The organism is Aristaeella lactis, from assembly GCF_018118585.1.
GTDB classification, from domain to species: Bacteria; Bacillota; Clostridia; order Christensenellales; family Aristaeellaceae; genus Aristaeella; species Aristaeella lactis.
Genome location: NZ_CP069421.1, coordinates 566566 through 590907, shown reverse-complemented (window position 1 = coordinate 590907; position 24342 = coordinate 566566). Strand labels below are relative to the sequence as shown.

21 protein-coding genes are annotated in these 24342 nt (G+C 54.9%); 9 read left to right on the top strand and 12 right to left on the bottom strand.

Translation table 11 applies throughout. From position 1 onward, the window contains the following. Window positions 1-62 precede the first annotated feature (62 nt). The 7 genes from rsmI to JYE50_RS02785 all read right to left on the bottom strand — a co-directional run bounded on the left by rsmI (window position 63) and on the right by JYE50_RS02785 (window position 8118). Window positions 63-920 (bottom strand): 16S rRNA (cytidine(1402)-2'-O)-methyltransferase, encoded by an 858-nt coding sequence (rsmI, locus tag JYE50_RS02815; protein ID WP_179138170.1) that lies wholly within the window; start codon window positions 918-920, stop codon window positions 63-65. A 2-nt stretch (window positions 921-922) separates the two neighbouring features. After that, window positions 923-1870, bottom strand: a complete 948-nt coding sequence (gene rsmH / locus JYE50_RS02810) for a 16S rRNA (cytosine(1402)-N(4))-methyltransferase RsmH (RefSeq protein WP_084094264.1) — start codon at window positions 1868-1870, stop codon at window positions 923-925. Between the two features lie 103 nt (window positions 1871-1973). Beyond that, window positions 1974-3263 (bottom strand): bifunctional folylpolyglutamate synthase/dihydrofolate synthase, encoded by a 1290-nt coding sequence (locus tag JYE50_RS02805; RefSeq protein WP_084094262.1) that lies wholly within the window; start codon window positions 3261-3263, stop codon window positions 1974-1976. Continuing rightward, complete coding sequence (locus JYE50_RS02800; protein WP_084094944.1) at window positions 3260-5902, bottom strand: valine--tRNA ligase; 2643 nt, start codon at window positions 5900-5902, stop codon at window positions 3260-3262. Before JYE50_RS02800 ends, JYE50_RS02805 begins: the two co-directional genes overlap by 4 nt. 108 nt (window positions 5903-6010) lie before the next feature. Beyond that, entirely contained in the window at window positions 6011-6205 is a 195-nt protein-coding gene (rpmF, locus tag JYE50_RS02795; RefSeq protein ID WP_084094260.1) for a 50S ribosomal protein L32, read from the bottom strand. Window positions 6206-6208: 3 nt separating this feature from the next. After that, window positions 6209-6700, bottom strand: coding sequence for a YceD family protein (locus JYE50_RS02790; RefSeq protein WP_084094257.1), 492 nt, complete (start codon window positions 6698-6700; stop codon window positions 6209-6211). A gap of 179 nt (window positions 6701-6879) precedes the next feature. Continuing rightward, a complete protein-coding gene (locus JYE50_RS02785; RefSeq protein WP_084094255.1) occupies window positions 6880-8118 on the bottom strand; it encodes an acetate/propionate family kinase in 1239 nt (412 codons plus the stop codon). Window positions 8119-8283: 165 nt separating this feature from the next. On the opposite strand from JYE50_RS02785, the gene JYE50_RS02780 reads away from it, so the two are divergent. Continuing rightward, a complete protein-coding gene (locus tag JYE50_RS02780) occupies window positions 8284-9453 on the top strand; it encodes a nucleotidyltransferase family protein (RefSeq protein ID WP_179138169.1) in 1170 nt (389 codons plus the stop codon). A gap of 279 nt (window positions 9454-9732) precedes the next feature. Here JYE50_RS02780 and JYE50_RS02775 read toward each other — a convergent pair whose 3' ends face one another. Beyond that, complete coding sequence (locus JYE50_RS02775) at window positions 9733-11109, bottom strand: NAD(P)/FAD-dependent oxidoreductase (protein ID WP_084094251.1); 1377 nt, start codon at window positions 11107-11109, stop codon at window positions 9733-9735. 220 nt (window positions 11110-11329) lie between these two features. On the opposite strand from JYE50_RS02775, the gene JYE50_RS02770 reads away from it, so the two are divergent. The 8 genes from JYE50_RS02770 (at window position 11330) to JYE50_RS02735 (ending at window position 19709) form a co-directional block, all read left to right on the top strand. Continuing rightward, the gene (locus JYE50_RS02770) at window positions 11330-12511 is read left to right on the top strand and encodes an LCP family protein (RefSeq protein ID WP_179138168.1); all 1182 of its coding nucleotides are present in this window, start codon (window positions 11330-11332) and stop codon (window positions 12509-12511) included. A gap of 22 nt (window positions 12512-12533) precedes the next feature. Next, window positions 12534-14342: a zinc ribbon domain-containing protein gene (locus JYE50_RS02765; protein WP_084094246.1), complete on the top strand. Its 1809-nt coding sequence runs from the start codon at window positions 12534-12536 to the stop codon at window positions 14340-14342. 16 nt (window positions 14343-14358) lie between these two features. Continuing rightward, the gene (locus JYE50_RS02760) at window positions 14359-15111 is read left to right on the top strand and encodes a hypothetical protein (RefSeq protein WP_084094244.1); all 753 of its coding nucleotides are present in this window, start codon (window positions 14359-14361) and stop codon (window positions 15109-15111) included. A gap of 84 nt (window positions 15112-15195) precedes the next feature. Beyond that, window positions 15196-16263: a branched-chain amino acid aminotransferase gene (locus tag JYE50_RS02755; RefSeq protein WP_084094242.1), complete on the top strand. Its 1068-nt coding sequence runs from the start codon at window positions 15196-15198 to the stop codon at window positions 16261-16263. 22 nt (window positions 16264-16285) lie between these two features. After that, window positions 16286-17323: a hypothetical protein gene (locus JYE50_RS02750; protein WP_084094240.1), complete on the top strand. Its 1038-nt coding sequence runs from the start codon at window positions 16286-16288 to the stop codon at window positions 17321-17323. A gap of 16 nt (window positions 17324-17339) precedes the next feature. After that, window positions 17340-18209, top strand: a complete 870-nt coding sequence (locus tag JYE50_RS02745) for an RluA family pseudouridine synthase (protein ID WP_179138167.1) — start codon at window positions 17340-17342, stop codon at window positions 18207-18209. A 110-nt stretch (window positions 18210-18319) separates the two neighbouring features. Beyond that, complete coding sequence (locus JYE50_RS02740; protein ID WP_084094236.1) at window positions 18320-19516, top strand: glycoside hydrolase family 27 protein; 1197 nt, start codon at window positions 18320-18322, stop codon at window positions 19514-19516. Beyond that, a complete protein-coding gene (locus tag JYE50_RS02735) occupies window positions 19509-19709 on the top strand; it encodes a hypothetical protein (RefSeq protein ID WP_084094234.1) in 201 nt (66 codons plus the stop codon). Before JYE50_RS02740 ends, JYE50_RS02735 begins: the two co-directional genes overlap by 8 nt. 44 nt (window positions 19710-19753) lie before the next feature. Here the strand turns inward: JYE50_RS02735 and JYE50_RS02730 are convergent, their stop codons facing one another. From JYE50_RS02730 to hslO, 4 genes are read right to left on the bottom strand one after another with little or no spacing between them, the layout of a single operon-like run. Beyond that, complete coding sequence (locus tag JYE50_RS02730) at window positions 19754-20551, bottom strand: amidohydrolase family protein (RefSeq protein ID WP_084094232.1); 798 nt, start codon at window positions 20549-20551, stop codon at window positions 19754-19756. Window positions 20552-20581: 30 nt separating this feature from the next. Continuing rightward, on the bottom strand, window positions 20582-22534 hold the full coding sequence (locus JYE50_RS02725) for a chitobiase/beta-hexosaminidase C-terminal domain-containing protein (RefSeq protein WP_084094230.1): 1953 nt from the start codon (window positions 22532-22534) through the stop codon (window positions 20582-20584). Between the two features lie 34 nt (window positions 22535-22568). After that, window positions 22569-23405, bottom strand: a complete 837-nt coding sequence (locus JYE50_RS02720; protein WP_084094228.1) for a hypothetical protein — start codon at window positions 23403-23405, stop codon at window positions 22569-22571. After that, complete coding sequence (hslO, locus tag JYE50_RS02715) at window positions 23402-24283, bottom strand: Hsp33 family molecular chaperone HslO (RefSeq protein ID WP_084094226.1); 882 nt, start codon at window positions 24281-24283, stop codon at window positions 23402-23404. The genes JYE50_RS02720 and hslO overlap by 4 nt, the downstream gene beginning before the upstream one ends. Window positions 24284-24342: the final 59 nt, after the last annotated feature.

Genomic DNA, 24342 nt, shown 5'->3' with positions numbered 1-24342 from the left:
TATAAAAAGATCACCGTCCATCAGGACGGTGATCTTTTTATATCGGAAATCTTTTCGAAGCCTTAATCTTCGAACAGCTTTTTCAGGGTGAGTGCCGCCTGTTTGACCGCGTTCTTTTTTTCTCCCTTTGCGATCAGGGCATCCTGTGCCTCCCGGAGGCTCATTCCCTGTTTCATGAATTCAACAAGCTTCGCTTCCGGCGGCCATTCAGCCGCCTCTGTTTCCGGTTCCGGAAGGGAAACCCCGTGAAGATCCAGCACCACGCAGTACTCGCCTTTTTCCGTCTTCTCATTGGCCTTCAGGGCTGTAAGCACTTCATCCGGAGTTCCCCGCAGCGTCTTTTCATGCAGCTTGGTCAGGTCGCAGCAGACCGTCAGTTTGGCCTCCGGCAGCGTATCCCGGATGATCTCCGTCAGTTCGATGATCCGGAACGGAGATTCATGCAGGATCGCGATCTTTACACCCCGGGCGATCTCTTCCAGCTTCACTTTGATATCCTTTTTCTCCCGCGGCAGGAAACCGTAAAAAGCAAATTCCCTCGCGTCGAATCCGCTGATGGAAACCGCCGCGATCCCTGCACAGCATCCGGGCACCGGGATCACAGGGATACCTGCTTCCGCGCATTCCCTGACCACCTCACATCCCGGATCGGAAATGCAGGGCGTGCCCGCATCTGTCACCAGCGCCGCGGTCAGATCCTCTTCCAGGATCTTTCCGGCCAGTCCGGCTGCCTTGCTGTCCTCATTATGCCTGTGACAGCTGACAAGCTTTGCCTTCAGGTCAAAAACCTGGCACAGTTTCATGGTTACCCGTGTATCTTCGGCAATGATCAGGTCAGCGTTCCGGAGCGTATCCGCTGCCCGGGGCGAAAGGTCCTGCAGATTACCGATTGGCGTTGCCACAACATACAGAATCGCCACGTTTATGCCTCCGTATTTCTCTTCTCAGCCACCCGGAGTTTGGCGCTCCGTGCCCGCGGATTCCGCTCTGTTTCCTCTTCTGTCGGCGCCACGGCGCCTCCGGCCAGTACTTTAACCACAGGTTTCCGTCCGCAGGTGCAGATCGGTGCCTTCGGCGGGCAGATGCAGGGGTTTTCCAGTGTCTTGAAGCAGCGTTTCACAATCCGGTCCTCCAGGGAATGGAATGTGATCACGCAGATCCTGCCGCCGGGCTTCAGGCAGTCAGTCAGGTCCTTCAGCGCCTGTTCCAGCGGCTTCAGTTCATCGTTGACCGCGATGCGGATCGCCTGGAAGGTGCGGCGGGCCGGATGTCCGTCTTCTTTCCGCCTCACAGCTTTCGGGATCGCCGCGTCCACAGCGTGAACCAGGTCAAAGGTGGTTTCAAAGGGCTTCTGTGTCCGGTGTTCACAGATGATCCGGGCAATCCTGGCCGCCCATTTTTCTTCTCCGTAGTCCCGGATAATAGAAGTCAGTTCCCGTTCGTCCGCTGTATTCAACAGATCCGCGGCCGTGATGCCCCGGCTCCGGTCCATCCGCATATCCAGCGGCGCGTCCTCATGATAGCTGAATCCGCGTTCCGCCACGTCCAGCTGGGGACTGGACACGCCAAGGTCAAGCAGCACGCCGTCCAGCGGACCGGCACCGGCCTGTGCGAGCAGGTCCGCGGCATCATGGAAATTACCGTGCAGTGCCGTGAATCCCGGGTACGCTTTCAGCCGTTCCGAAGCGGCACGGATGGCAGTTTCGTCCCGGTCGATTCCGTACAGCACAGCGGTGCCGCCGGAAGCTTTCAGGATCGCTTCGCTGTGTCCGCCGCCGCCCAGGGTTCCGTCGCAGTATACGCCGTCCGGCCGGACATTCATCCACTGCAGTACTTCCTGCAGCAGCACCGGTTCATGCCGAAACTCCACTTGTCTCTTCCTCTCTTTTGCCAAACACCTTCAGTGTTTGGCAACTCTTCAGTCCGCCCTAACCAAAATAATTCTGAATTCTGCATTGCCTTAAGCCTTAGGCTTAAGGCTTAAGGCCTAAGGCACTCCTCATCGCCCCGATAAAGTACAGGCTTCCGGTGGCCAGTACCAGTCCGTCTTTCCCGGCCAGGTCCCTGGCTTTTTCCAGCCCCTCTTCCAGATTTTTCGCCGTGCGGGCGTCCATTCCCTTCCCGCGGAGTAAACCTGCAAGTTCTTCCGCTTCCATCGCCCGGGGGCTGTCCGGTGTCACCGTCACCGCTGTATCCGAAACGGATGCCAGTCCGGAAAGCATTTCCTCAGACAGTTTTTCCTTCAGCACACCCGTCAGGAGCACCTTTTTCCGGCCTTCCAGCTGTTCATCAACATAGCGGCGGAAAGCGGCGATTCCCTGCGCGTTATGGGCGCCGTCCATCAGTATATTGCCGCACCATTCCAGCCGCCCCGGCCAGAAGGTATTCCCTAGTCCGCTGGCAACAGCCTCCTCCGGAATCCGGATTCCCTGTTTTTCCAGTTCATCCAGGATGCAGAGAGCCACCAGCGCGTTCAGCGTCTGGTGCTCTCCCGGCAGGGAGATCTTCAGTCCGTCATATTGCCTGCGGGCAGTCCGGAAATCAGCGATGGTATACCGGGCATTGATCTCCCGGATCCTGATCTGGCCCTTTTCCGGAATGATCAGGGGCGCTTCGGACTGGCGTGCTTTCTGTTTCAGCACATTCCGGACTTCAGTCTCTTCCGGCGGATAGCAGACAACAGGAACACCGGGTTTGATAATCCCGGCTTTCTCACCGGCAATCTCCCGCAGTGTATTGCCCAGGTACTGCATATGATCCATTCCGATAGCCGTAATGGCACAGACAGCCGGTTCCGGAACCGCGTTGGTCGGGTCAAGCCGTCCGCCCATACCGGTTTCGGAAACGATAATGTCTGCTCTCTCTCTCCGGAAAGTATGGAAAGCCAGCGCTGTTCCCAGTTCAAAAGGCGTACAGTGATAATTCCAGTCCTGTTTCAGCTTTTCCGCCGCGTCCAGCGTCCTGTTTCCGTATTGTTCCAGCTGTACATCGCTGATCGGGATTCCGTTGATCCGGATCCGTTCCCGGTAGGTCTGCAGAAAGGGAGACGTATACAGTCCTACCTTGTATCCGGCAGCTGTCAGCACGCTGCTCAGCATGGCGCATACACTGCCCTTGCCGTTGGTTCCGGCCACATGGATCACCGGGCATACCGGCCATGCCTGTAAAGCCTCAAGCAGGGCTGCGGTATTCCGCAGCCCCTGCTTGTCTCCGTCCCCCAGGGCGGAGTGGATTTCATTTACAACCTCTTCGGCAGTTCTCATAGATTCTCTTTCAGTTCCGCGATACGGTTCTCCAGTGCGGCAGCCTTTGCCTTGGCAGCTTCCAGCTTATCCTTTTCCTGCTGGACCAGCTGGGCGGGAGCCTTGGCGATAAAGCCGGCATTGTTCAGCATACCGTTGGAACGGGCCATTTCCTTCTTCAGGTTTTCCAGTTCCTTGGTCAGGCGCGCGGTTTCCTTTTCAAAGTCCACCAGGTCTCCCAGCGGGATGAAAAGCTCACCGGCTTCCACAACAGCGGAAACGTTCTTTCCGGTTGCATCACTGCGGTCTGAGATCAGTTCAACCTGTTCCGCTCCGGCCAGCTTTTTGAAATAGCCCTCGCCGCCGCGCAGGGTATCAGCCCATCCGTCGGCAGGCAGCAGCATGAGGTGCGTGCGCTTGGAAGGCGCCACGTTCATCTCGCTGCGCAGGTTGCGGATCGTGCGGATGATCTCCATCACGCCCTGCATCTTTTCCTCATCCGCCGTGAACACATACTCTTCTTTGTATTCCGGCCAGCTCTGGAGCATCAGGAAGCCTTCAGTTCCGGGCAGGTACTTGTAAACCTGTTCCGTCAGGAAGGGCATATAGGGATGCAGCAGCTTCAGCAGGTTCTCCAGCACGAAGAGCAGAACGGCCTTCACCGTTTCTTTGCTCTCCCCTTCTTCACCCAGCAGGCGGGACTTGCTCAGTTCAATATACCAGTCGCAGAACTCGCTCCAGGCGAAGTCATAGATCTTTGTGGCAGCCAGACCGAAGTCGCCTTCCTCCATGTGGTCAGAAATATCCTTCACAGCTTCCTGCAGCCGGGTCAGGATCCATTTGTCGGCTGTCTCCAGCTTTGCCAGATCAAAGGCCTTCCGCTCCGTCACGTTCATCAGCACGAACCGGCTGGCATTCCAGACCTTGTTGGCAAAGTTCCGGGCAGCCTCCACCTTGTCCTTGCTGTAGCGGGTGTCATTTCCGGGGCTCACGCCCATCACCAGGCTGAAGCGCAGCGCGTCGGCGCCGTATTCCTCAATCACTTCCAGCGGATCCACACCGTTGCCCAGGGATTTAGACATCTTCCGGCCCTGCTCATCCCGGACCAGTCCGTGGATCAGCACAGTTTCAAAGGGCGTCTCATCCATGCATTCGATACCGGCAACCATCATCCTGGATACCCAGAAAGTGATGATATCCCAACCCGTCACCAGCATGTTGGTGGGATAGAAGTACTTCAGGTCTTCGGTGTTGTCCGGCCAGCCCAGTGTGGAGAAAGGCCAAAGGGCGGAGGAGAACCAGGTGTCCAGCACGTCTTCATCCTGGCGCAGCTTGCCGCCGCACTTCGGGCAGACAGTGGGATCTTCCCGGCTCACAATCTGTTCACCGCAGTCATCACAGTACCACACGGGGATCCGGTGGCCCCACCACAGCTGGCGGCTGATGCACCAGTCACGGATGTTCTCCATCCAGTTATAGTACATCTTGCTGAACCGTTCCGGCACAAACTTCGTCCGGCCTTCCCTCACCGCGGCGATAGCCGGCTCAGCCAGGGTCTTCATCTTCACGAACCACTGTTCACTCAGCCGGGGTTCCACAGGGGTATCCCCGTGGCGGTAGCAGAAGCCTACATTATGGCTGTAGTCCTCGATCTTTACCAGCAGGCCCAGCTTGTCCAGTTCTTCCACAACAGCCTTCCGGCATTCCATGGGATCCATGCCGGCGAAACGTCCGGCGTTTTCATTCATGGTGCCATCGTCATTGGTCACTGTGATAATCTCCAGGTTATGCCGCTGGGCGACTTCAAAGTCGTTCGGGTCGTGGGCAGGGGTCATCTTCACCGCGCCGGTGCCGAATTCCATTTCCACATAGTCATCCGCGACCACGGGAATCTCTTTGTTCATAATAGGCAGGATCACGTTCTTGCCCACCAGGTCGGTATACCGCTCATCGGCAGGGTTCACAGCCACGCCGGTATCGCCCAGCATGGTCTCGGGACGGGTGGTGGCCACCACAACGCCTTCGCTTCCGTCAGCACCGGGGTAGCGGATATGCCACAGATGGCTCGGCACATCTTTGTATACCACTTCTGCGTCGCTGATGGCGCTCTGGCAGGCAGGACACCAGTTGATCATCCGGTTGCCGCGGTAGATCAGTCCCTTTTCATACAGGCTGACAAACATTTCGCGTACAGCACGGCTGCAGCCTTCATCCATGGTGAACCGTTCCCGCGTCCAGTCGCAGCTGATACCCATCTTCCGCTGCTGGTGCACGATACGGCCGCCGTATTCCTTCTTCCAGTTCCAGGCCCGCTCCAGGAAAGCTTCACGGCCGATCCCCTCTTTGGTCAGGCCTTCCTTCGCCATGGCTTCCACAATCTTCACTTCCGTGGCAATCGCGGCATGGTCCGTACCGGGCAGCCACAGGGTAGGATCACCCTTCATCCGGTGGTACCGGATCGGGGCATCCTGCATGATGCAGTCCATGGCATGGCCCATATGCAGCTGGCCGGTAATGTTGGGCGGAGGCATGACGATGGTAAAGGGTTTCTTTCCCTCAACCCTGTGCGCGGTAAACGCGCCGGATTCTTCCCATGCTTTATAAATGTCCGCTTCGATCTCCTGGGGATTGAACCGGGTCGCCATATCAGCGCCGCTCATTTTCTTTTCCATGGTAATCCTCCCTCTCCGGTAAATAGAAGAAACAGCTCCAACCCTGATGGGCGGAGCTGCGATTCTTTAATCCTTGGCCAAAAATGCAGTCGACAATCAGGCGTTCTTCTCTTCGTCCTTATTGACGACGACCTGGACGCCGTTATAATAACCGCAATTCTTGCACACGCGATGAGACAGCTTCATCTGACCGCACTGCGGGCACTTGCCGATTCCCGGCAGTGTGAGCTTCCAGTTGGCGCGGCGGCTGTGCTTGCGAGCCTTAGAGATTTTCCCCTTCGGAAGAGCCATGATTCACACCTCCTCATTGTCTTGAAGCAATTGCTGCAGTCCTGCGAACGGATATTGTACGCCCGGTTCGGAAGGAACTGCTTCCGGGTCCCTGTATTCAAAGCCCGGACAATCCTCTCTGCAGAGAAAGCGGATCGGCAGAGCCATGACGGCGTATGACATAACCAGTTTGTCCAGTTCGATCTCATGCCCTTCATAGGCAAAGATCTCATTATCCTCCATATCGCCGTTCCTGCGGAACACCTCGTCGAATTCGTTTTCGACTTCGGCTTGCGCGTCCTCCAGGCAGTTGGCGCAGGGAGCATGGGCAACGGTCCTGAGCTTGCCTCTCACCGAAATGTTTCCGTCTTCATCTGACAGGAAAACACCCTCCACGGCACACTCGTCAATCCTGACTGTGTCGCCGCCTATCTCCTGGTCCGCAATGGCCTGCGAACCCGAGAAAAGGTACTCCTGTCCGGGATGGGATAAAGCATCCGATACGTCAAGCTTCATGTCCTCACCTCAAAAGTGACCATTTGGTATTATAATTCGATGCAAAACGTTTGTCAACAAAGAATTTGCGCCTGTTTTTCTCCCGCTTCACCCGCCGTTTTTTCCTCCGGCGAAACGGGAGGAAAAACAGCGCTCATTCTTCATAACATAATTCTGAATTCTGAATTCTGAATTCTGAATTAATTATCCCGTACTTTTCCGGTGGTAACCAGGTCCAGCGTGTCGCGTGCGATCATGATCTCCTCGTTTGTGGGGATCACGCACACGGTCACTTTGCTGTCATCCGCGGAGATTACGGCTTCCTTGCGGGTCTTGTTCTTTTCGGGATCGATCTTCGCGCCCATGAATTCCAGGCCGTCGATCACCTGTGCACGCAGGTCAGCGTTGTTCTCGCCGATACCGGCTGTGAACACGATGATGTCCACTCCGCCCATGGCTGCCGCGTAGGAACCGATGTACTTCTTGATGCCGTAGATCAGCATATCCTGCGCCAGTTTGGCGTTCGGATCTCCCTTGCTGGCCAGGTCGTCAATATCCCGGCAGTCACTGCTCTTGCCGCTGATGCCCAGCAGGCCGCTCTTCTTGTTCATCATCGTCAGCACTTCATCCACGCTGATCGGATGGCCCACAGGCGTGCCGTCATCGTTCAGGGGATTGTTGGCAATGAACTGTACCACAGCGGGATCGCAGCTGCCGCAGCGGGTGCCCATCAGCAGGCCTTCCAGAGGCGTCAGGCCCATGGATGTATCCTGGCACTTGCCATCCATCACGGCGCTCAGGCTGGAACCGTTGCCCAGGTGGCAGATGATGATCTTCTTGCCGATGGGGCTGATACCCAGGAACTCGCACACCCGGCGGCTCACATAGCGGTGACTGGTGCCGTGGAAGCCGTAGCGGCGGACATGCAGCTTTTCCTCATACATCTTCGGAACGCCGTACATATAGGCCTTCGGGGGCATGGTCTGATGGAACGCGGTGTCGAACACGGCAACCTGGGGCGTTCCCTTCATGACCTTTTCGCAGGCTTCAATACCCATGAGGTTGGCGGGGTTATGCAGCGGTCCCAGCGGGAAGCAGTCCCGGATGGCCTGTTTGGCCGCGTCGTTCACAATAACGGAAGCCGTGAACGCGCTGCCGCCGTGCAGTACCCGGTGGCCAACAGCGCCGATCTCGTCAGTGCTCTTGATGACGCCGAACTCCGGATCCTGGAGAATCTTGAGCATCAGCTGGGCAGCGGCTTCATGGTCCGGAATTGCCTGCACGATCTCGGTCTTTTTGTCTCCGGCGCTGTGCTTCAGCTTGCTGCCTTCAATACCGATCCGCTCAACCAGTCCTTTGGCCAGCTCTTTCTCGCCGTCCATGTCGATCAGCTGATATTTCAGGGAAGAGGACCCTGCGTTCACAACCAGAATTTTCATTTCGTTTCGAACTCCTTCTCTTAATAAAATGCTACAAATAATTATACTCCTCTTTTGCTTGAAAATAAAGACCTAAAATGCTACACTCAAACTGTTATAAGCATTGAAATTCCAATTGTTCATTGTTAATTGTTCATTGTTAATTGACTGAAAGGGGTGTTTCGCGTGAAGATTCTCGGCATCGTGGCTGAATACGATCCTTTCCACCGCGGACACCTGTATCATATCACGGAGGCAAAGCGCCTCCTCTCGCCTGATCTGGTCTTTGTCGTTCTCTCTCCCTGTGTCAAACAGCGCGGAGAGCTGTCGCTTCTTTCTCCCTCTGACCGGGCTCGCTGCGCGCTGGAAGCCGGCGCGGATGCTGTCTTCTCCCTGCCGGCAGCCTGGACTGTCCGGGACGCGGAGCATTATGCCCTTGGCGCTGTATCCCTGCTGGCCCGGCTGGGTGCGACCCACCTGGCTTTCGGCGCGGAAACTCCGGATGAAGCGCTTCTGGGCCGCGCCGCTGATCTGCTGGAATCCCCGCCCCCGGCTTTTGAAGCCGCGCTGAAAGAGGGTCTGTCAGCAGGCATCGGCTATCCCGCCGCTTTCTCCGCCGCGCTTTCTTCCGTGCTTCCGGAAGCGAACGGTCTTCTGGACCGTCCCAACAACACGCTGGCTGTCTGTTATCTCCGGGCGGTTCGCCGCCTGAACCTTTCCCTTTCTTCCGTCATCATACCCCGCAAGGGGAATTATCATGCCGCGGCGGTCGATCCGGAATCCCCCTCTGCTTCAGCCCTTCGGGAATACCTGCTTCAGGGCAGCTACACCCCTGCTTATCAGGCTGTACCGGAATACACCATGCAGATCCTTCGCTCCCGTTTCCTGGAAGGCCGGATTCCGGACGAACATATTCTGGACAGCCTCCTGCTTTCCCGCCTGCGTTCCATGTCCGACACGGAATACAGTTCCCTTCCGGATCTCTCTGAAGGAATGGAAAACGCGCTTCGCAATGCCGCTTCCGTTTCGAACACCCGCCGTGAACTGATCTCTGCCCTTTCCGGCAGACGCTATCCTGCGGCCCGCATCAGCCGTCTTTGCGCCTGTGCCCTTCTGGGGCTCACAAAGGAAAAGCTGGACACCTTGCCCCTTCCGGATCACGCGCTTCTGCTCGGTCTCCGGAAAAACCCGGAAATGACTTCCCTCTGGAAATCCCTTTCCATTCCTGTCATTTCTTCCTTCGCGGAATGGAAAAACACCGCTGACCCGGCCGACCTGGCCGCCTGGTGCCTCTGGGCCCAGTGCTGCCGCCTTCCCGACACGCTCCCTTTCACAGAAAAACTCGTTTCCTTATAACCTCCGTCTCTGACTACACACCCCGGCAGAAGTAAACAACTTACGGTCACTGGTCAGGAGTAACTATCACATTGAGCATAAAAAGCCATCGAAAGCTTTAGCTTTTCCGATGGCTTTTGCTCAATATTTCACATTGAACGGAAAAACCGCGGCTGGAAGCGTTTACGCTTTGCCGGCCGCGGTTTCGATCGTTCAATATTTCACATTTGACGCAGTCAAATATTTCACGTTGACTTCGTTTACGAAGTCAACATTTCACTGGAGAATATTGCATAATCCTCAAAGATTCTGCAATATTCTCCTCGCCACATGTACTCCGCTGGCGCTGGCGTGGGACAGGCTGTGCGTCACGCCGCTGCCGTCGCCGATCACATACAGGCCCGGATAGGCTGTCTCCAGGTTCTCATCCAGTTCGACTTCCATGTTGTAGAACTTGACCTCAACACCGTACAGCAGGGTATCGTCATTCGCCGTACCGGGTGCGATCTTGTCCAGGGCGTAGATCATTTCAATAATGCCGTCCAGGATCCGTTTCGGGATCACCAGGCTCAGATCGCCGGGCGTTGCCGCCAGGGTGGGCGTCACAAAGGAATCAGCGATCCTGCCGGGCGTGCTTCTCCGCCCCCGCACCAGATCTCCGAAGCGCTGTACGATAACGCCGCCGCCCAGCATGTTGCTCAGCCGGGCGATGGACTCACCGTAGCCATTGGAATCCTTGAAGGGCTCGGAGAAATGTTTGCTGACCAGCAGTGCGAAATTGGTATTGTCCGTATGCTTGGCCGGATCCTCATAGCTGTGTCCGTTCACCGTCACGATTCCGTTGGTGTTCTCGCTGACAACAGCGCCGTGCGGATTCATGCAGAAGGTCCTGACCAGATCCTCAAACTTCTCTGTCCGGTACACGATCTTGCTTTCATACAGTTCATCCGTCAGGTGGCTGAATACCTGGGCAGGCAGTTCCACCCGCACGCCGATATCCACGCGGTTGCTCTTGGTGGGAATGCCCATATCCCGGCATACGCCTTCCATCCACTTGCTGCCGCTCCGTCCGACGGAAATTACGCAGCACGGTGCCGTATAGCTTTTTCCGTCTTCCAGGGTAACCCGGTATCCTTCTCCCTCCCGGGTAACGGACGCCACAGCTGTTTCAAAGAAGAAGTCCACCTTCTCCTTCAGCTCATTGTACAGGTTGTCCAGAACCACATAGTTAATATCGGTTCCCAGATGGCGCACCTGCGCGTCCAGCAGGTGCAGGCCGTTCTGCAGGCAGGTTTTGCGGATGGAGGTGTTTGCGGTGGAGTAAAGTTTAGTCCCCTCCCCACCGTATTTCAGGTTGATCTCATCCACATAGCGCATCAGATCCAGCGCCCGGCCCTTGCCCACGTGTTCATGCAGGCTTCCGCCGAAATCGTTGGTGATGTTGTATTTGCCGTCGGAGAAGGCGCCTGCGCCGCCAAAGCCGCTCATGATCGAGCAGGTCTTGCAGCGTACGCAAGATTTGACTTTTTCCCCGTCGATAGGGCATTTGCGTTTGCTCAGTTCCCTGCCCAACTCAAACACAGCGGCTTTCAGCGGTTTTTCCGCCTTTTCCGTCAGTTCATAAGCTGTAAAAATGCCTCCCGGGCCTGCCCCGATGATCAGCACATCATAATCCATTGCATTCAGTCTTTCATCTCTTTAGTCCGGAAAGCCGTTCAGCGCGGTTCACCAGCCTGTTGATTATATCATTGAAGCAATAAAAAGAAAAGTTTTGACTTTCTTTTCGAAAATGTTTCAGATGTTTTTCGAAAATAAGCATTTCTACTTTAAATATTTACATTTCTATAGTATAATGATTGTTGATCTTTCATTTTTACCTGAAGGAGTGTATTCATCCATGCGGAAACTCTTTGCTTTGATCCTTGTGCTCACACTGCTCCCGCTGATCCCGGTTTTCGCGGAAAATACGGCGCCGGCCGAACCGTCTGTCACGCTCTCCCCGGAAGAGTGGGTCAAACAGCATGTGGATGAAAACACACCGCTGAGCATTGAAGTTGTTCCTTATGATGAGCTTCCTCCCGTGGTGGAAGGGCAGCATCATTATCTTCTGCTTTGTATCGACCAGTGGGTCAGGGATGCCCGTCCGGACGGGATCGGCGTTCCCAAATACGCCACCGGCGGCCGTAAGGACATGTACGGTAATACAGACGGTATCGTCCTGCTCACCCTGGATACCCGTGCCCACCGTATCATGCTGACCTCTTTCATCCGTGACGCGCTGATCAAGAAAACCAATCTGGAGGAATCCTCCGGAGAGGATAAATACGGCAGGATTAACCGCGTATACAATGACTACGGACCCGAGGTCCTGTGCCGGATCATCAGCCAGCACATCGGCGTGAGGGTCGAAAAGTACATTCTCTTCACCTTCAAGCAGATCGCGAATATTGTGGACTATCTCGGCGGCGTGGAGATCGAACTGAACGAAGCCGAAATCGCTGCCCTCAAATACACTGTTCTCCGCGGAACCGTCACCGACCCCAATGGTCATGACCTGCAGTCCGGCGGCCATCATCCTGCCGGTGTCTACACCTTCAAGACAACCGAGTGGGCGGAAAAGCAGAACAGGGTAACCGAAGCCAACCAGAAGGATGACGCCTCCAAAGTGGTCAAGCGCACCGGCGGCTGCTCCGCGGTTCTATACATGCGTATCCGCAAATTCGGCGGCGGCGGTGACTTCATGCGTACCCAGCGTGCCCGGACAGTGCTGAGCCTGCTGGCAGACAAATGCCGCACCATGACCTGGGAAGACGCCAAGGCCCTCGCCAACAATATCCTGGAGAACAACAACAAGACCAACATGAACCTGGATGACATGATTCAGGCAGCCGAATACGCCTTCTCCCTGCGCCAGTGCACCATTGAGGAACTGCGTATCCCCATGGAAGGCGCTGTCCGTTCCCATCACTATGCCGGTATGGCCACCCAGGAAGTCAACTGGCCCTACTGCCGTGAGCAGATGTACGACTACCTCCAGAACAGCTTCCTTGTCGCTGATGATGATGATCTGGACTTCTGACAACGATCAATAGGAGCATGCAATGAAATGTCCTGAATGCGGGCAGTGGAACCGCGCTTCCATGCCCCACTGTATCAAATGCGGCGCGCCGCTGAATATTGACGAAGTATCACGTCTGCAATGGAAGGACACGCTGAAGGACGGCGGTCCTTCCACGGCATATCTGCGCGCCGATGAATTCGGCCAGGTGGACGCGACCCCGGACAACCGGGACAAGCTTGCCGGTGAAATGCAGGACCTGAAGAAGCGCAAGCGTGAAGGTGCCGAGCGCCAGAGCCGCCTTTCCCGCCAGTCCTCGTCCCGTACAGCGCCGGAAGTGATCGTTACCGAGGAAACCACGTCCCGCACCCGCAAGGTGACTCATGACAATATGCCCCTGACAGCAGTCCGGGTACAGCCGACCATCCGGGATGAATCCCTTCGCCGTGAGGAATCCGAAAACAGGCACAGGGTTCGCTTCATGAATGAAAACGGCGTTTTTGCCGAAAGCAGGACCTACGATCCTATTCCTGTCGGCGGCTACTCCCAGGGCACCGGTTCCTGGCATCTTGCCGGCCCCCTGGGCAAAAATATCGCGCAGCCGGCGGAAAAGAAACATATTTTCCTCAAGATCCTGCTGGTCCTGGCCATCCTGGCTGTCATCGGTGCCGCCGGATGGTTCGGATATCAGTATCTTTCTGCCGGAAGCGAGCCCGCCATCAATCACGATGCCATCATTTCCGCCTCGTTCGATGAAGACGGTTTTCCCGCCCATACGATCCTGATCCCCGGCGAGGAAGGAACCACCATTTATATCAAGGAGCTCCACTCCAGTTATGTGGTCACAAACGGCTTCGCCACCATCGAGGTGGTGGACCATACGTGGTATGACAACCTGGAAGGTGCCCTGGATGAGACTATGGATGTCACGCTGACGCCCTTCCTGAAAACCTCCGCCGGAAGACAGTCTCCGCTCCCGCTTGTCACCTACCAGATCACCATTCCCCTCAGCCCGGTTACCCTTGAATATCCCGAATCCCTGCGTACCACGGTTTCAACAACCATGTCAGCCATTCGACTCAGGGTTCGTCCCGGTTCCAGGGTTTTCGTCAACAACAAGGACGAGAGCGATAAGGTTAACAACGAAACAGGTGAAATGAACTACAATGCGATTGTGCAACCCATCGGTGATAATGAATTCATTTTCGCCGTCCGTTCCAGGTACTGCCGTGAGCAGACACTCAAGGTTGTACTCTATCGTGAAAAACAGGATCTTGTACTGGACCTGGCGCCGAATACTATCAGTACCACAAACGAAGACCATATGAAGGTCAGTGCCCAGACCGAACCCGGTGCCTACGTCACCATCTCCACCCCCCATACGGACCTGAACACCACAGACATGGACAAATCCGGCAACTTCTACTTCTACGCCGTCTTCGATAAGATCGGTTATAACACCATCACCATCAACGCGACCCATGAGGGAAGAAGCGTTACGGTAAACCACGAAGTGTATTATCTTCCCAATGAGAGCATTTACTCACCAAAGGCCTGGGGCCTGGATGCCGCTGGTTACAGTGAACTGCTGAACAACATGCCGGCCCGGATCAAGAACGGCCAGATCTATGTCATAATGGGCACCGTTGATCACGAGGAAGAATCCAAGCCGCAGCGTGTGGTGATCTATACCAGTGAAGACGGAAAATCCCAGCCTGTGGTGGTTGAGATTCCGCGCGCTATGAGCAAGCATCTTGAAATCGGTCACTACTACCGGATCTATGCGGACGTTACTTCCTCCTACAACAGCATGCCCGTGCTGACCGCAAGATATGTCCATGATGATAAATAATAAGGAGTCATGATCCATGAAGCGTATTCTGGCTTTATTCCTGGTCCTGTTCCTGGCTTCCGCCTCCGCGCTGGCTGAGCCCCTGCCGCTGCTTGATGACTATGCGGAAGACCTGGTCATCCCCTATGATGAAGCGGATGCTTCCTCCGGAACCTTTTCTTACAGCTACCGCTATCCCCACCCGGATGAAGCTGCAGAAGGCGGTGCTGAAATCAACACCTTCTACACGGAACTGATCGAGTATGACCTCGGCTTCACCGTACCGATCATCCAGGAAGCCTTCGAAGGTTTTGATTCCTCCACCGTGATCACTTATACAGTCACCTGTAACAATGATGATTATTTCTCCGTCCTGATCCGCAGGGAAGAAACCAATCCGGATATCACAAGGATTTCCTGGAATGGCCATGTCTTTTCGCGGAAAAACGGAAGCCCCGGTATGACCTATACACTTCCCAAGGTGCTGGGCATCCTCTCCGCCGATGAAAGCGAGGAATGGCTCCAGAACCGTCAGACCGAGAAAGCGGATAAGCTCATTCGCGAAATGGTCTGGAATATGATTGAGGAAAATGAAGCGGGAATTGACTACGCCGGCCTCACAGAAGACTATCTTGCCGGGTTTTTCTTCCCTGAGGAAAATTTCTACCTGGATGAAAACGGGGATCCGGTCTTTTATCTCCAGCCAGAGGATGTCTATGAGGAGGTTCCGGATAACGCGGAGCTGCTCATCTTCCCGATTCCCCTGGAAGATATCCTGGATGAATTGTAATCAGTACAGAAAAAGACCATGCATTTCAATCATCCCGGGCGTATAATACATCCATGAATTTTATCGGGAAAGAAGGAACCGCCAATGCTGGACATCAAAGTCACACTCTCTCAGAACCTCAAACAGAAGCCCGCGGATGAATCCGCCCTCGGTTTCGGTCGTATTTTCACCGATCATATGTTCCTGATGGACTATGAAAAAGGCGTGGGCTGGCATGATGCCCGCATCGTTCCCTATGGTGATTTCGCGATGGATCCTGCCGCCATGGTGCTCCATTACGGCCAGGCCATTTTTGAAGGTACCAAATGCTACCGCCGTGCTGACGGCGGCCTGCAGCTCTTCCGTCCCCAGGACAACCTCGCCCGTATGACCCGCAGCGCCGAGCGCATGGGCATGCCCGCCCTGGATGAGGAAACCGCCCTGGAAGGCCTGAAACAGCTGGTCCGTATTGAGGAAGCATGGGTTCCGCATCTGGACGGCACTTCCCTTTACATTCGCCCCACCATGATCTCCATGGATGTCGGCCTGGGTGTGCACGCTTCCAAAAAGTATCTGTTCTTCATCATCCTGAGCCCCGTCGGTGCCTACTATAAAGAAGGCCTGAAGCCCGTCAGCATCTACGTTGAGGATGAATACGTCCGTGCGGTCCGCGGCGGTGTTGGTTTCACCAAGTGCGCCGGCAACTACGCGGCTTCCATCCTGGCCGGTGACGTAGCCGAGCAGAAGGGTTTTTCCCAGGTGCTGTGGCTGGACGGTGTGGAGCAGAAATACGTTGAGGAAGTTGGCTCCATGAATATGATGTTCGCCTATGGCAACAAGATTGTTACCCCCAGGCTGAACGGTTCCATCCTGCCCGGTATCACCCGGGACAGCGTACTGAAGCTTGCCCGTACCATGGGCTATGAAGCTGAGGAAGCCCGCCTGGATATCAATGAGATTTTCGCTGACGCCAAATCCGGCAAGCTGACCGAAGCCTTCGGCACCGGTACAGCCGCTGTCATCAGCCCTGTCGGCACCCTGGCCCTGAAGGATGAGAAGATCACCATCGGGGACGGCGGCATCGGCAAAGTAGCCCAAAGCCTGTATGACACCCTGACCGGCATTCAGTACGGCAGGATCGAAGATAAATTCGACTGGGTCGTGAAACTGTAAACCGAAAGGAAAAACATCCTTAATGCTAAGACAAAGCAACACCCGCGCCCTTCACTGGGTTGACAAAACCCTGAGTGTTCTGCGGGCAGATCAGCTGGAGGCCTGCGAGAAAGATCTCGCAGGCCTTCCTTCCCATTGCGTTTTTGATCCGGAATGTTCCGATCAGGAAGCAGAAACCCTTTATGCCCTTTCCTACTATGCAGAGGAAGACCGCCGGAATGCCGGCAGTCCGGTCCTGCATACAGCCGAAGAACTCCGGTCCCGTGTGCTTCATCTTTTCTCAAAGGAAGCTGCCCTTCTTTCCGTTGATGAGCATGTCCTGATGGTCCGTGCTGTTCTGCTTGGCGGCGTTGTACCCCTCAGCGACTGGAATGACCTGATCCCCGCCCGTGGACTGGTCCGCCGTCTCTGGGGACGTGTGGAAGGCACCGCGGAAAAATCGAAGTTTCTTCTGCCCCATCAGTTATGCGCGGCCGCCCTTCTTCTCCTCACTGATGAAAAGCATAAGGAAATGCGTGAGCTGATCTCTCTGTTCAGCCAGTCCATTGAGGATACCCTTTACCTGATGGGAGCTTCTCCCGCTGCCGGTCCAATGCGTCATCTGGCACAGCAGCTGAAAGGCACCCCCTGCGAAGACCATCCCGAGCTGATTAACCGTTTTCTTCTTTCCGGTTTTGATTATGTCTATGACCGTTCCGGCGGTCTGCTCCTGATTCATCCCGGCCTGGCAGAACCGGAAAAACTGATGGGGATCACCCACGCGGAAATGGATCCCCAGTCGCTCAACAGTGCTTCCGCCAGTCTCGGCGATCTGGAATCTCCTCTTTATGAGCGTCTTGTCTGCCTGCTGGATGATGTGACACGGCCTGAAATCTCTTCCGAAGATGCTGTGGAAGACCTGATCATCCTTGCCAAGCAGGATGTTTCCCTGAAGGACATGACGGAAGTTCTCTCCTCGATGCTGATCTGCCGGCCTACTCCGGAAATGCTTACAGCCCTCATGGACCTGAGCGTCCGGATCCCCCGGTGGATTAATCTGAGCACTTCCCGGGTACAGTAATATGGTGTTGAAGGAAATGACCGTTCCCCCGCAGGCAGATGGACTTCGTGCCGGTGACTACCTGCGTACCGCGCTCCCGGATCTTCCGGAAAGCGTTCTTCGCCGTGTCTTCGATGCCCGGGATATCAAACTGGACGGGGTGCGTATTTCACGGAATGACCGGCTGACGGAAGGCAGCTGCCTGAAGATCTATCTGCCGGATTCTGTTTCCGGAAATGATACACCCGTTTCTTCCCTTTCTGTTGTCTATGAGGATGATGACGTGCTGCTTGTCAACAAGCGCGCCGGCATCAGTGTGGAACCGGATGCCCGCGGCGGTGTTACCCTCACGGATCTCTGCCGGGAATTTGTCCGGCGCCATGATCCGGATGCTTTTCCCCCTGCCGCCTGTCATCGTCTGGATAATAAAACCTGCGGCCTCTGCCTGTTTGCGAAGACACCTGAAGTCCTGGATATTCTGCAGGATGTTTTTCGTCAGCGTAAACTGGAAAAGTATTATATCTGCCTGGTCCGGGGGATCATGAAGCCGCAAAAGGCCGAGTGCCGTGCCTGGCTGGTCAAGGATGCCCGCCGCGCAAAAGTCCGCGTAACCGATCGTCCCGAACCTGATGCCAAGCCGATCATCACCGGTTATGAAACCCTGGAAAGCGGTCCCGTTTCCCGTCTCCGGGTTCATCTGATCACCGGTCGTACCCATCAGATCAGAGCCCATCTGGCTGCCCTTGGCCATCCCCTGCTCGGTGACGACCTCTACGGTGACAGGGAGTTCAACCGCCGTGAAAAAGCCCGCAGCCTGAAGCTGTGCGCGGTTTCTCTGAAGCTTGATACAGATGGCCGTCTTCCGGCTCTTGACGGCAGGTCCTTTGTTATCGAACCGCCGTTCTGATCCGGAAAGAACTATTACGCGAAAAAAATTAACCTGCTCGTAAACGTTTACTTTTATAAAGGGAATCATTATAATGAATCCGGAATCACTGATCAACCAGAAAGGAGCATATGGCTATGCTTGCCTCTCTTCCCCCTCTTGGCTGGAATTCCTGGAATACCTTTGGTGAACACATCAGCGATGCCCTGATTCGTGAAATGGCCGACTTCATGGTTGACAAAGGATGGCTTGCTGCCGGTTATAACTATCTTGTCATTGATGACTGCTGGTCCCTTCGGGACCGGGATGAAAACGGTCTCCTGGTTCCCGACCCTGAAAAGTTCCCTCACGGTATGAAGGACCTGGCGGATTATGTCCATTCAAAAGGCCTGAAGTTCGGTATGTATTCCTGTGCAGGTGTCATGACCTGTGCCGGATATCCCTCCAGCTACGATCATGAGTTTGTGGACGCGCAAACCTTCGCTTCCTGGGGCGTGGATTTCCTGAAGTATGACTTCTGTAACTTCCCGGAATCCGGTGACTGCCTGGCCCGGTATCAGACCATGTCCATGGCCCTGAAGGCTTCCGGCCGCGACATCCTTTTCTCTGCATGCAACTGGGGACGCCATGATCCCTGGAAATGGATGCGCAGCCGCGGTGCCCATATGTACCGTTCCACCGGCGACATCATGGATAACTATGTTTCCTTCACGGATATCTTCAAATCTCAGCTGCAGAACCTGTGCATGAGCGGAACAGACTGTTTCAACGATATGGATATGCTTACCGTCGGTATGTGCGGCAAGGGAAACGTTGGCTTTGGAAAGGTCTGCACCTATGAGGAATACCGCATGCAGTTTGCCCTCTGGTGCCTGTGCGGTGTTCCGCTGATGATGGGCGCGGATCTCCGTTCCCTTGCGCCGGAGTATGTCAGCCTCATGCAAAACCGTGACCTCCTGCGGATCGACCAGGATGAGGAATGCCGTCCGCCTTTCCTTATCCGGCGGGGTTCTGTCTTTACCTCCAACCCGGAACCGAAAGAGGGTGAATATCCCTGGCGGGAGATTCCGGACTCGTTCTTCACCCTGTTCCGTCATCTTTCCGGCGGTGAGTTTGCTCTGGCTTTTGTCAATCTGTCAGAGGCGGAGACCTGCATGCACTGCGAACTGGTAGACCTGGGTCTGCCTGTTTCCTCCGGTTTCTCCCTGCAGGTGCGTGATGCCTTTACCGGTGAAGACCTCGGTCGGAAATCAGACTATTTCAATCCGACTGTTCCCGGACACGATATGCGTATCTATCTGTGTTCCCTGGTGCCCTCCCGTGGCTGATCAGGCACGTTGCATCCGGTGCAGCGCTGTCCTGCTGAAGGATGAGATCGCCCTGACCCGGAAGCTTGTCAACCGCGGTGCGGATAAATTCTACTGCCTGCGGTGCCTTGCGGATCATTACGGGCTGTCGGAAGATATTCTGAGGCAGAAAATAGCCTATTTCAAAGCCATGGGCTGCACACTTTTCAAATAAACACAAATGACGCGGGATCATCCCGCGTCATTTTTTTTGAAAAATCATTTTGCATTGATATTGAGCAGTTTTTCTGCATTACGGTACAGGATTCTTTCCTCTTCCTCATCAGTCAGCTGAAGCCTGTGGAACCGTTCCAGTTCCTCCGCCGGATTCCACATGGGATAATCCGTACCGAAGAGCACCCGTTCCCTGCTGTAGCAGCGGATGATCCTTTTTGCCTCTTCCGGGCTCATCGCGTACAGGGCGCTGGATGTATCCACATAAACATTCTCATAACTGGTTAGTGTTTCCAGGGCTTCGTCCCATTCGCTCCATCCGCCCAGATGTGCGCATACGCAGACCAGCTTCGGAAAAGCATCCAGTACCTGCTTCATCCGTCGCGGATTGGAATACCCGAAACGGGGATCCCCTGTGTGTATGATGATCGGAAGTTCGCCTTCAACAGCGGCAAACATGTTCATGGCTTCCGGACTGTCCAGAGCGAACTTCTGCATGTCCGGGTGGATTTTCAGGCCTTTCAGTCCCTGTTTCTTTGCCTCCTGTATCAGGTCTGGAATATCTTCATATCCCGGATGAATGGCGCCGAAACCGGACAGTTTGTCAGGGTTTGCCCGCGCTGTGTCCGCAATAAACCGGTTGATGGAATCAACCGAATGCGGTGTGACCGCCACAGAGTGAATGCATCCGTGGCTGATTCCGGCTTTCCTGTGTGTTTCAAGGAGCTGGCTGACGGTGCCGTTATGGATTGCCTCCATATGATAGAATACGCCTATGCTTTCGGAGGCTTTCGCTGCTATGGAATCCGGAAATACATGGGCATGAATGTCTACAACCCGCATCTTGTCAGTGTGTCCCTTCGGTAAACTCTTTTATTCCGGAATGTAACGGTATACGATCTCTTCAACAGTTCCGGAGCTGTCCAGGTGATATTCAAGCTGGTACCATGTGCCGTCTTTACGGATCCTGTAGCGGATAGCGTTGGCCTTCTTCAGGTATTTCCCGTCTGATCCGTTATCAAGGCAGTACAGTCCCCGGTTTCCCTTGGCAGTGGCTACCTGGCCCATATCCCTGAACTTGCCGATGACAAAGTCCATCGGATCGCCTATGCCGGTTCCACGAGGCGCCTTAAACGTGGATCCGTCATGGAAGCGCAGCTCCACCAGCACCCAGTTCCGCCGGTCAAGGGTCATCACGACGTATCCCCAGGGATACTCAATCTTCCGCAGTTCTGTTTTAAAACCGTTGATCCCCTGCTTGATATCCGCGTCCTTGCCTTCGCCATAGGCAGCCTGGAATGCCTGCAGGGTCGTTTTGTTCAGTTCCAGGTCATTGATTGTCTCGGTAATATCCCATGCCTTCAGCGGATAAGGTTTCGCGTCGATCTTGAAACTGACTTCCAGCACACTGGATACCTTGTCATACCGGTTTACAGCAACTGCCTTGATAGTTACCTTATGCCCGCTTGGCAGCAGAACCGGTTCGCCGGTATACTGCGGGTTGTCGCCGTTGGACGGATCGGATCCGTCAACACTGTAGAAGATCTTGATATCATCATCGTTTTCATTGTCCTTGCCGGGGAACAGTTTGACCTTCTGCCTGTTTTTGTAGGTTCCGGGTGCCAGGTTGCACCGGGGCATCTGCGGAGAGGGCATGATGATCTTGTAGGTGGCCGATATTTCATCCGAAACCAGTTCACCGTTCACCGCTACCGCCCTCAGGTTCCATGTCGGGTCAGGATCCTTCTCATCGATATAGAAGGGTTCTGTAAAGAGAATACCGTCAGCAGGCAGCTTGGCTTCTTCGTCAAATGTGTAGTAGATCTGGTATTCCTGCGAGGATTTTTTAAAGTTGATCTCGATCTTCTTTTCCGAATACTGAGAGCCTGCGGTCAGCTCGGGCATTTCCGGCAGCAGGTCCCGCCGCTGGGTATCGAAACTGGTCTCACCGGTATTCTCATAGGCCTTTTTCATCAGGTCGCCGGCTTTTGCCTTGTCTCCTTTGACACCGCTGTTCAGCAGGATCCGGATATGGTTAATATACGCTTCCGGACGGGAGGGTGTTTCTGTATAAATCTCTTCATAAAGCTTCGCCGCGTCTGCCGTTCTGCCGGCAGCTTCATAAACGCTTCCGAGCATCAGGAGGCCGTCCACGTCCACATGGCCTTCCTCATCTGCCAGATCCTGTGCCTTGGCCTTTTCAAAGCTTTCAATGGCTCCGTCCAGGTCGCCGGCATTCATCAGTTCTTCGCCGACATTCCATAAAGCGGAAGAAGTCGCTTCCTTACCGATACGCGCCATCACCCGCTGTCCGGAATCTGTTTTTTTCAGGAAAAGGTATCCGCCGACAACGAGAACAATAGCTGCCGCGGTCAGGAGAATGGAGATCTTGATCCAGTTCACCATTTTCCGCTTTTTCCCTTTGTTCTGTTCAATCCACTGGGTATAAACCCTGGCCTGTTCCTCCAGGGCTTCGTTTTCGTCATATACCGCGCGGCGCCGGCGTTCAAAGACACCGTCTCCGTCTTCTTCTCCCTCAGAGCCGTCCGACACAGTGTAATCAGGGAAATAGTCAGATTCTTCCCGCTCATCCTTCACAACCGGCATTTCCACTGTCGCGTGGCTTGCCCCGCTGCGGCGGCGCCTTTTGGCTTCTATGTTCTGCCTGGCGGCCGCGTCATGGATGGCCTGCCTGGCCCGCTTCCCCTGCCGGATCGCTTCAGCCCCTCCCGGAAGAACTTCCGCGGTCGTCAAAATAATCTCTCCGCATTCCGGACAGACGTTTTCCTCGTTTTCCGCGTAATATCCGCATCTCGGACACAGCATGACCTGCAGCCTCCTTTCCGGGTACCCTTTTTCTTCAGGTCAGGTCAAGATCCCGGAGTGCTTCATACTCAGGATCGTCTTCATAAGTTCGTTCGGGACATACTCCGCCAAGGGTCTCTATGGCATTCCTGATCTCAATAAAGGTCAGGTAAGGCAGTTTCTCCTCTTCGGCTGCCGCCGTCAGTTCCGGCAGGGCGCGGTCATCCCCGAGCTTGGCCAGGTATCCGGCAAACAGTGCCCTGCGTTCCTTTCTTTCCCGGAACAGTTTCAGGGCCAGCTTAAAGATTTGCTCTTTGCCGGGAAAATGGGAAAGCACTTCCAGCAGGGCTTCCTCACCCGCTTCATTGGCTCCGGGCAGCTCCTGCAGGATCGGCTGAACCACCGTTTCGCCCATTTCCGTCAGGCTCTCCAGGGCATTGTCCTTCAGTTCATCCTGGGGATTCCTGTCCAGCTGCCAGCGGATATAGAGCATTTTCGGCAGTACGCTGTCCATCTCCCGCAGCAGGTTAACAGCTATCATTTTCGCTTCTTCCGTGGCTTCCTCGTCCTTCAGGAGTTCCAGCAGCCGCTTTTCGCAGGGCCGTCCCACTGTCGTAATCTGTTCCATCAGCAGGTCCGGAACCGGTGTCCCTTCCTCGCAGTACTGTGCCAGCCAGTCCACAAGAACCTTCGGATCTTCAAACTGTGTGAAATAGGCTCCGGGAGTCACGTTGCCCAGCCATTTCGCCCTGGTGTTCAGGAAGGCCATATAGATCCTGGGCATGTCCTCTTCCATTTCATCGAAGTTGGCGTATTGATCCTCATGGGCTTTCATCCAGTCGGACATAAACTCCGCAAAGTGTTCATCAAAATTGATGATCGGCATTTTCATTGATGGGCCTCCTTCAGCATGGCCTTCAGCTGTTCAGTCGTAAAGAAATATTTGCTGTGGCAGAAATGGCAGACCAGTTCAGCTCCTTCATCATCATCGATAATGGACTGCAGGTCTTTTTCCCCCATGGAGATCAGTGCCTTTTCCATCCGTTCCCGGCTGCAGGTGCAGGTATAGGAAATCGGAGTCCTTTCCAGGATTTTCGGCGACATTCCGCGGAACCAGTCTTCGCAGAGCTGTTCGATCGGCGCGAATGTCATCTCCCGGCTGATATCGGCAAACATGGGACTTCTCAGTTCCAGCTGGTCAATGATTTCGTCCGGGCATCCGGGCAGCGGCTGGATCAGTAGTCCCCCGGCTTTCAGTACCGTATCTCCGCTGACCAGGACACCGAGTGCCACAAGCGAGGGTTGCTGTTCCGAAACAGTGAAATACTGTGCAAAGTCCATGGCAATTTCGCCGCTCACCAGTTCACTCTGTCCGATATAGTTTTTCCGCAGCGCCAGGTCCTTGATCACGCTCATGCGTCCCTGGTGCCCTACCGCTCCGCCCACGTCCAGTTTTCCGTCCGCGCGCAGGGGCAGTTCCACCTTGGGATTGTCAGCGCAGCAGCGAAGCTTTCCGTGATTGGCCACCGCCACCAGGGTTCCCATGGGACCGTCTCCCTTAATGGTCACGGTCACATTTTCCTCTTCACCCTTCATCATGATGCCCATCATGGAAGTTCCCGTCATCAGCCGCCCCAGGGCTGCCGTACAGACGGGAGTGGAGCCGTGTATATCAGCACATCGCTGCACTGTTTCCGTGGTTTCGCACAGCATCACCCGGACCTGTCCATCGCAGAGGTCAATCTGCAGCATTTCGTCTTTGTTTGCCATTTTTTCCGTACCTTCTTAATTCAACAATCCATTATTCATTGTTCATTGGCGGCTGGCAA

Coding starts and splice junctions, on each gene's coding strand:
- JYE50_RS02805 (WP_084094262.1), bottom strand. CDS start 3,263: ATGAGAACTGCCGAAGAGGTTGTAAATGAAATCCACTCCGCCCTGGGG.
- JYE50_RS02800 (WP_084094944.1), bottom strand. CDS start 5,902: ATGAGCGGCGCTGATATGGCGACCCGGTTCAATCCCCAGGAGATCGAA.
- rpmF (WP_084094260.1), bottom strand. CDS start 6,205: ATGGCTCTTCCGAAGGGGAAAATCTCTAAGGCTCGCAAGCACAGCCGC.
- JYE50_RS02790 (WP_084094257.1), bottom strand. CDS start 6,700: ATGAAGCTTGACGTATCGGATGCTTTATCCCATCCCGGACAGGAGTAC.
- JYE50_RS02785 (WP_084094255.1), bottom strand. CDS start 8,118: ATGAAAATTCTGGTTGTGAACGCAGGGTCCTCTTCCCTGAAATATCAG.
- JYE50_RS02775 (WP_084094251.1), bottom strand. CDS start 11,109: ATGGATTATGATGTGCTGATCATCGGGGCAGGCCCGGGAGGCATTTTT.
- JYE50_RS02770 (WP_179138168.1), top strand. CDS start 11,330: ATGCGGAAACTCTTTGCTTTGATCCTTGTGCTCACACTGCTCCCGCTG.
- JYE50_RS02765 (WP_084094246.1), top strand. CDS start 12,534: ATGAAATGTCCTGAATGCGGGCAGTGGAACCGCGCTTCCATGCCCCAC.
- JYE50_RS02760 (WP_084094244.1), top strand. CDS start 14,359: ATGAAGCGTATTCTGGCTTTATTCCTGGTCCTGTTCCTGGCTTCCGCC.
- JYE50_RS02755 (WP_084094242.1), top strand. CDS start 15,196: ATGCTGGACATCAAAGTCACACTCTCTCAGAACCTCAAACAGAAGCCC.
- JYE50_RS02750 (WP_084094240.1), top strand. CDS start 16,286: ATGCTAAGACAAAGCAACACCCGCGCCCTTCACTGGGTTGACAAAACC.
- JYE50_RS02745 (WP_179138167.1), top strand. CDS start 17,340: ATGACCGTTCCCCCGCAGGCAGATGGACTTCGTGCCGGTGACTACCTG.
- JYE50_RS02740 (WP_084094236.1), top strand. CDS start 18,320: ATGGCTATGCTTGCCTCTCTTCCCCCTCTTGGCTGGAATTCCTGGAAT.
- JYE50_RS02730 (WP_084094232.1), bottom strand. CDS start 20,551: ATGCGGGTTGTAGACATTCATGCCCATGTATTTCCGGATTCCATAGCA.
- JYE50_RS02725 (WP_084094230.1), bottom strand. CDS start 22,534: ATGCTGTGTCCGAGATGCGGATATTACGCGGAAAACGAGGAAAACGTC.
- JYE50_RS02720 (WP_084094228.1), bottom strand. CDS start 23,405: ATGAAAATGCCGATCATCAATTTTGATGAACACTTTGCGGAGTTTATG.
- hslO (WP_084094226.1), bottom strand. CDS start 24,283: ATGGCAAACAAAGACGAAATGCTGCAGATTGACCTCTGCGATGGACAG.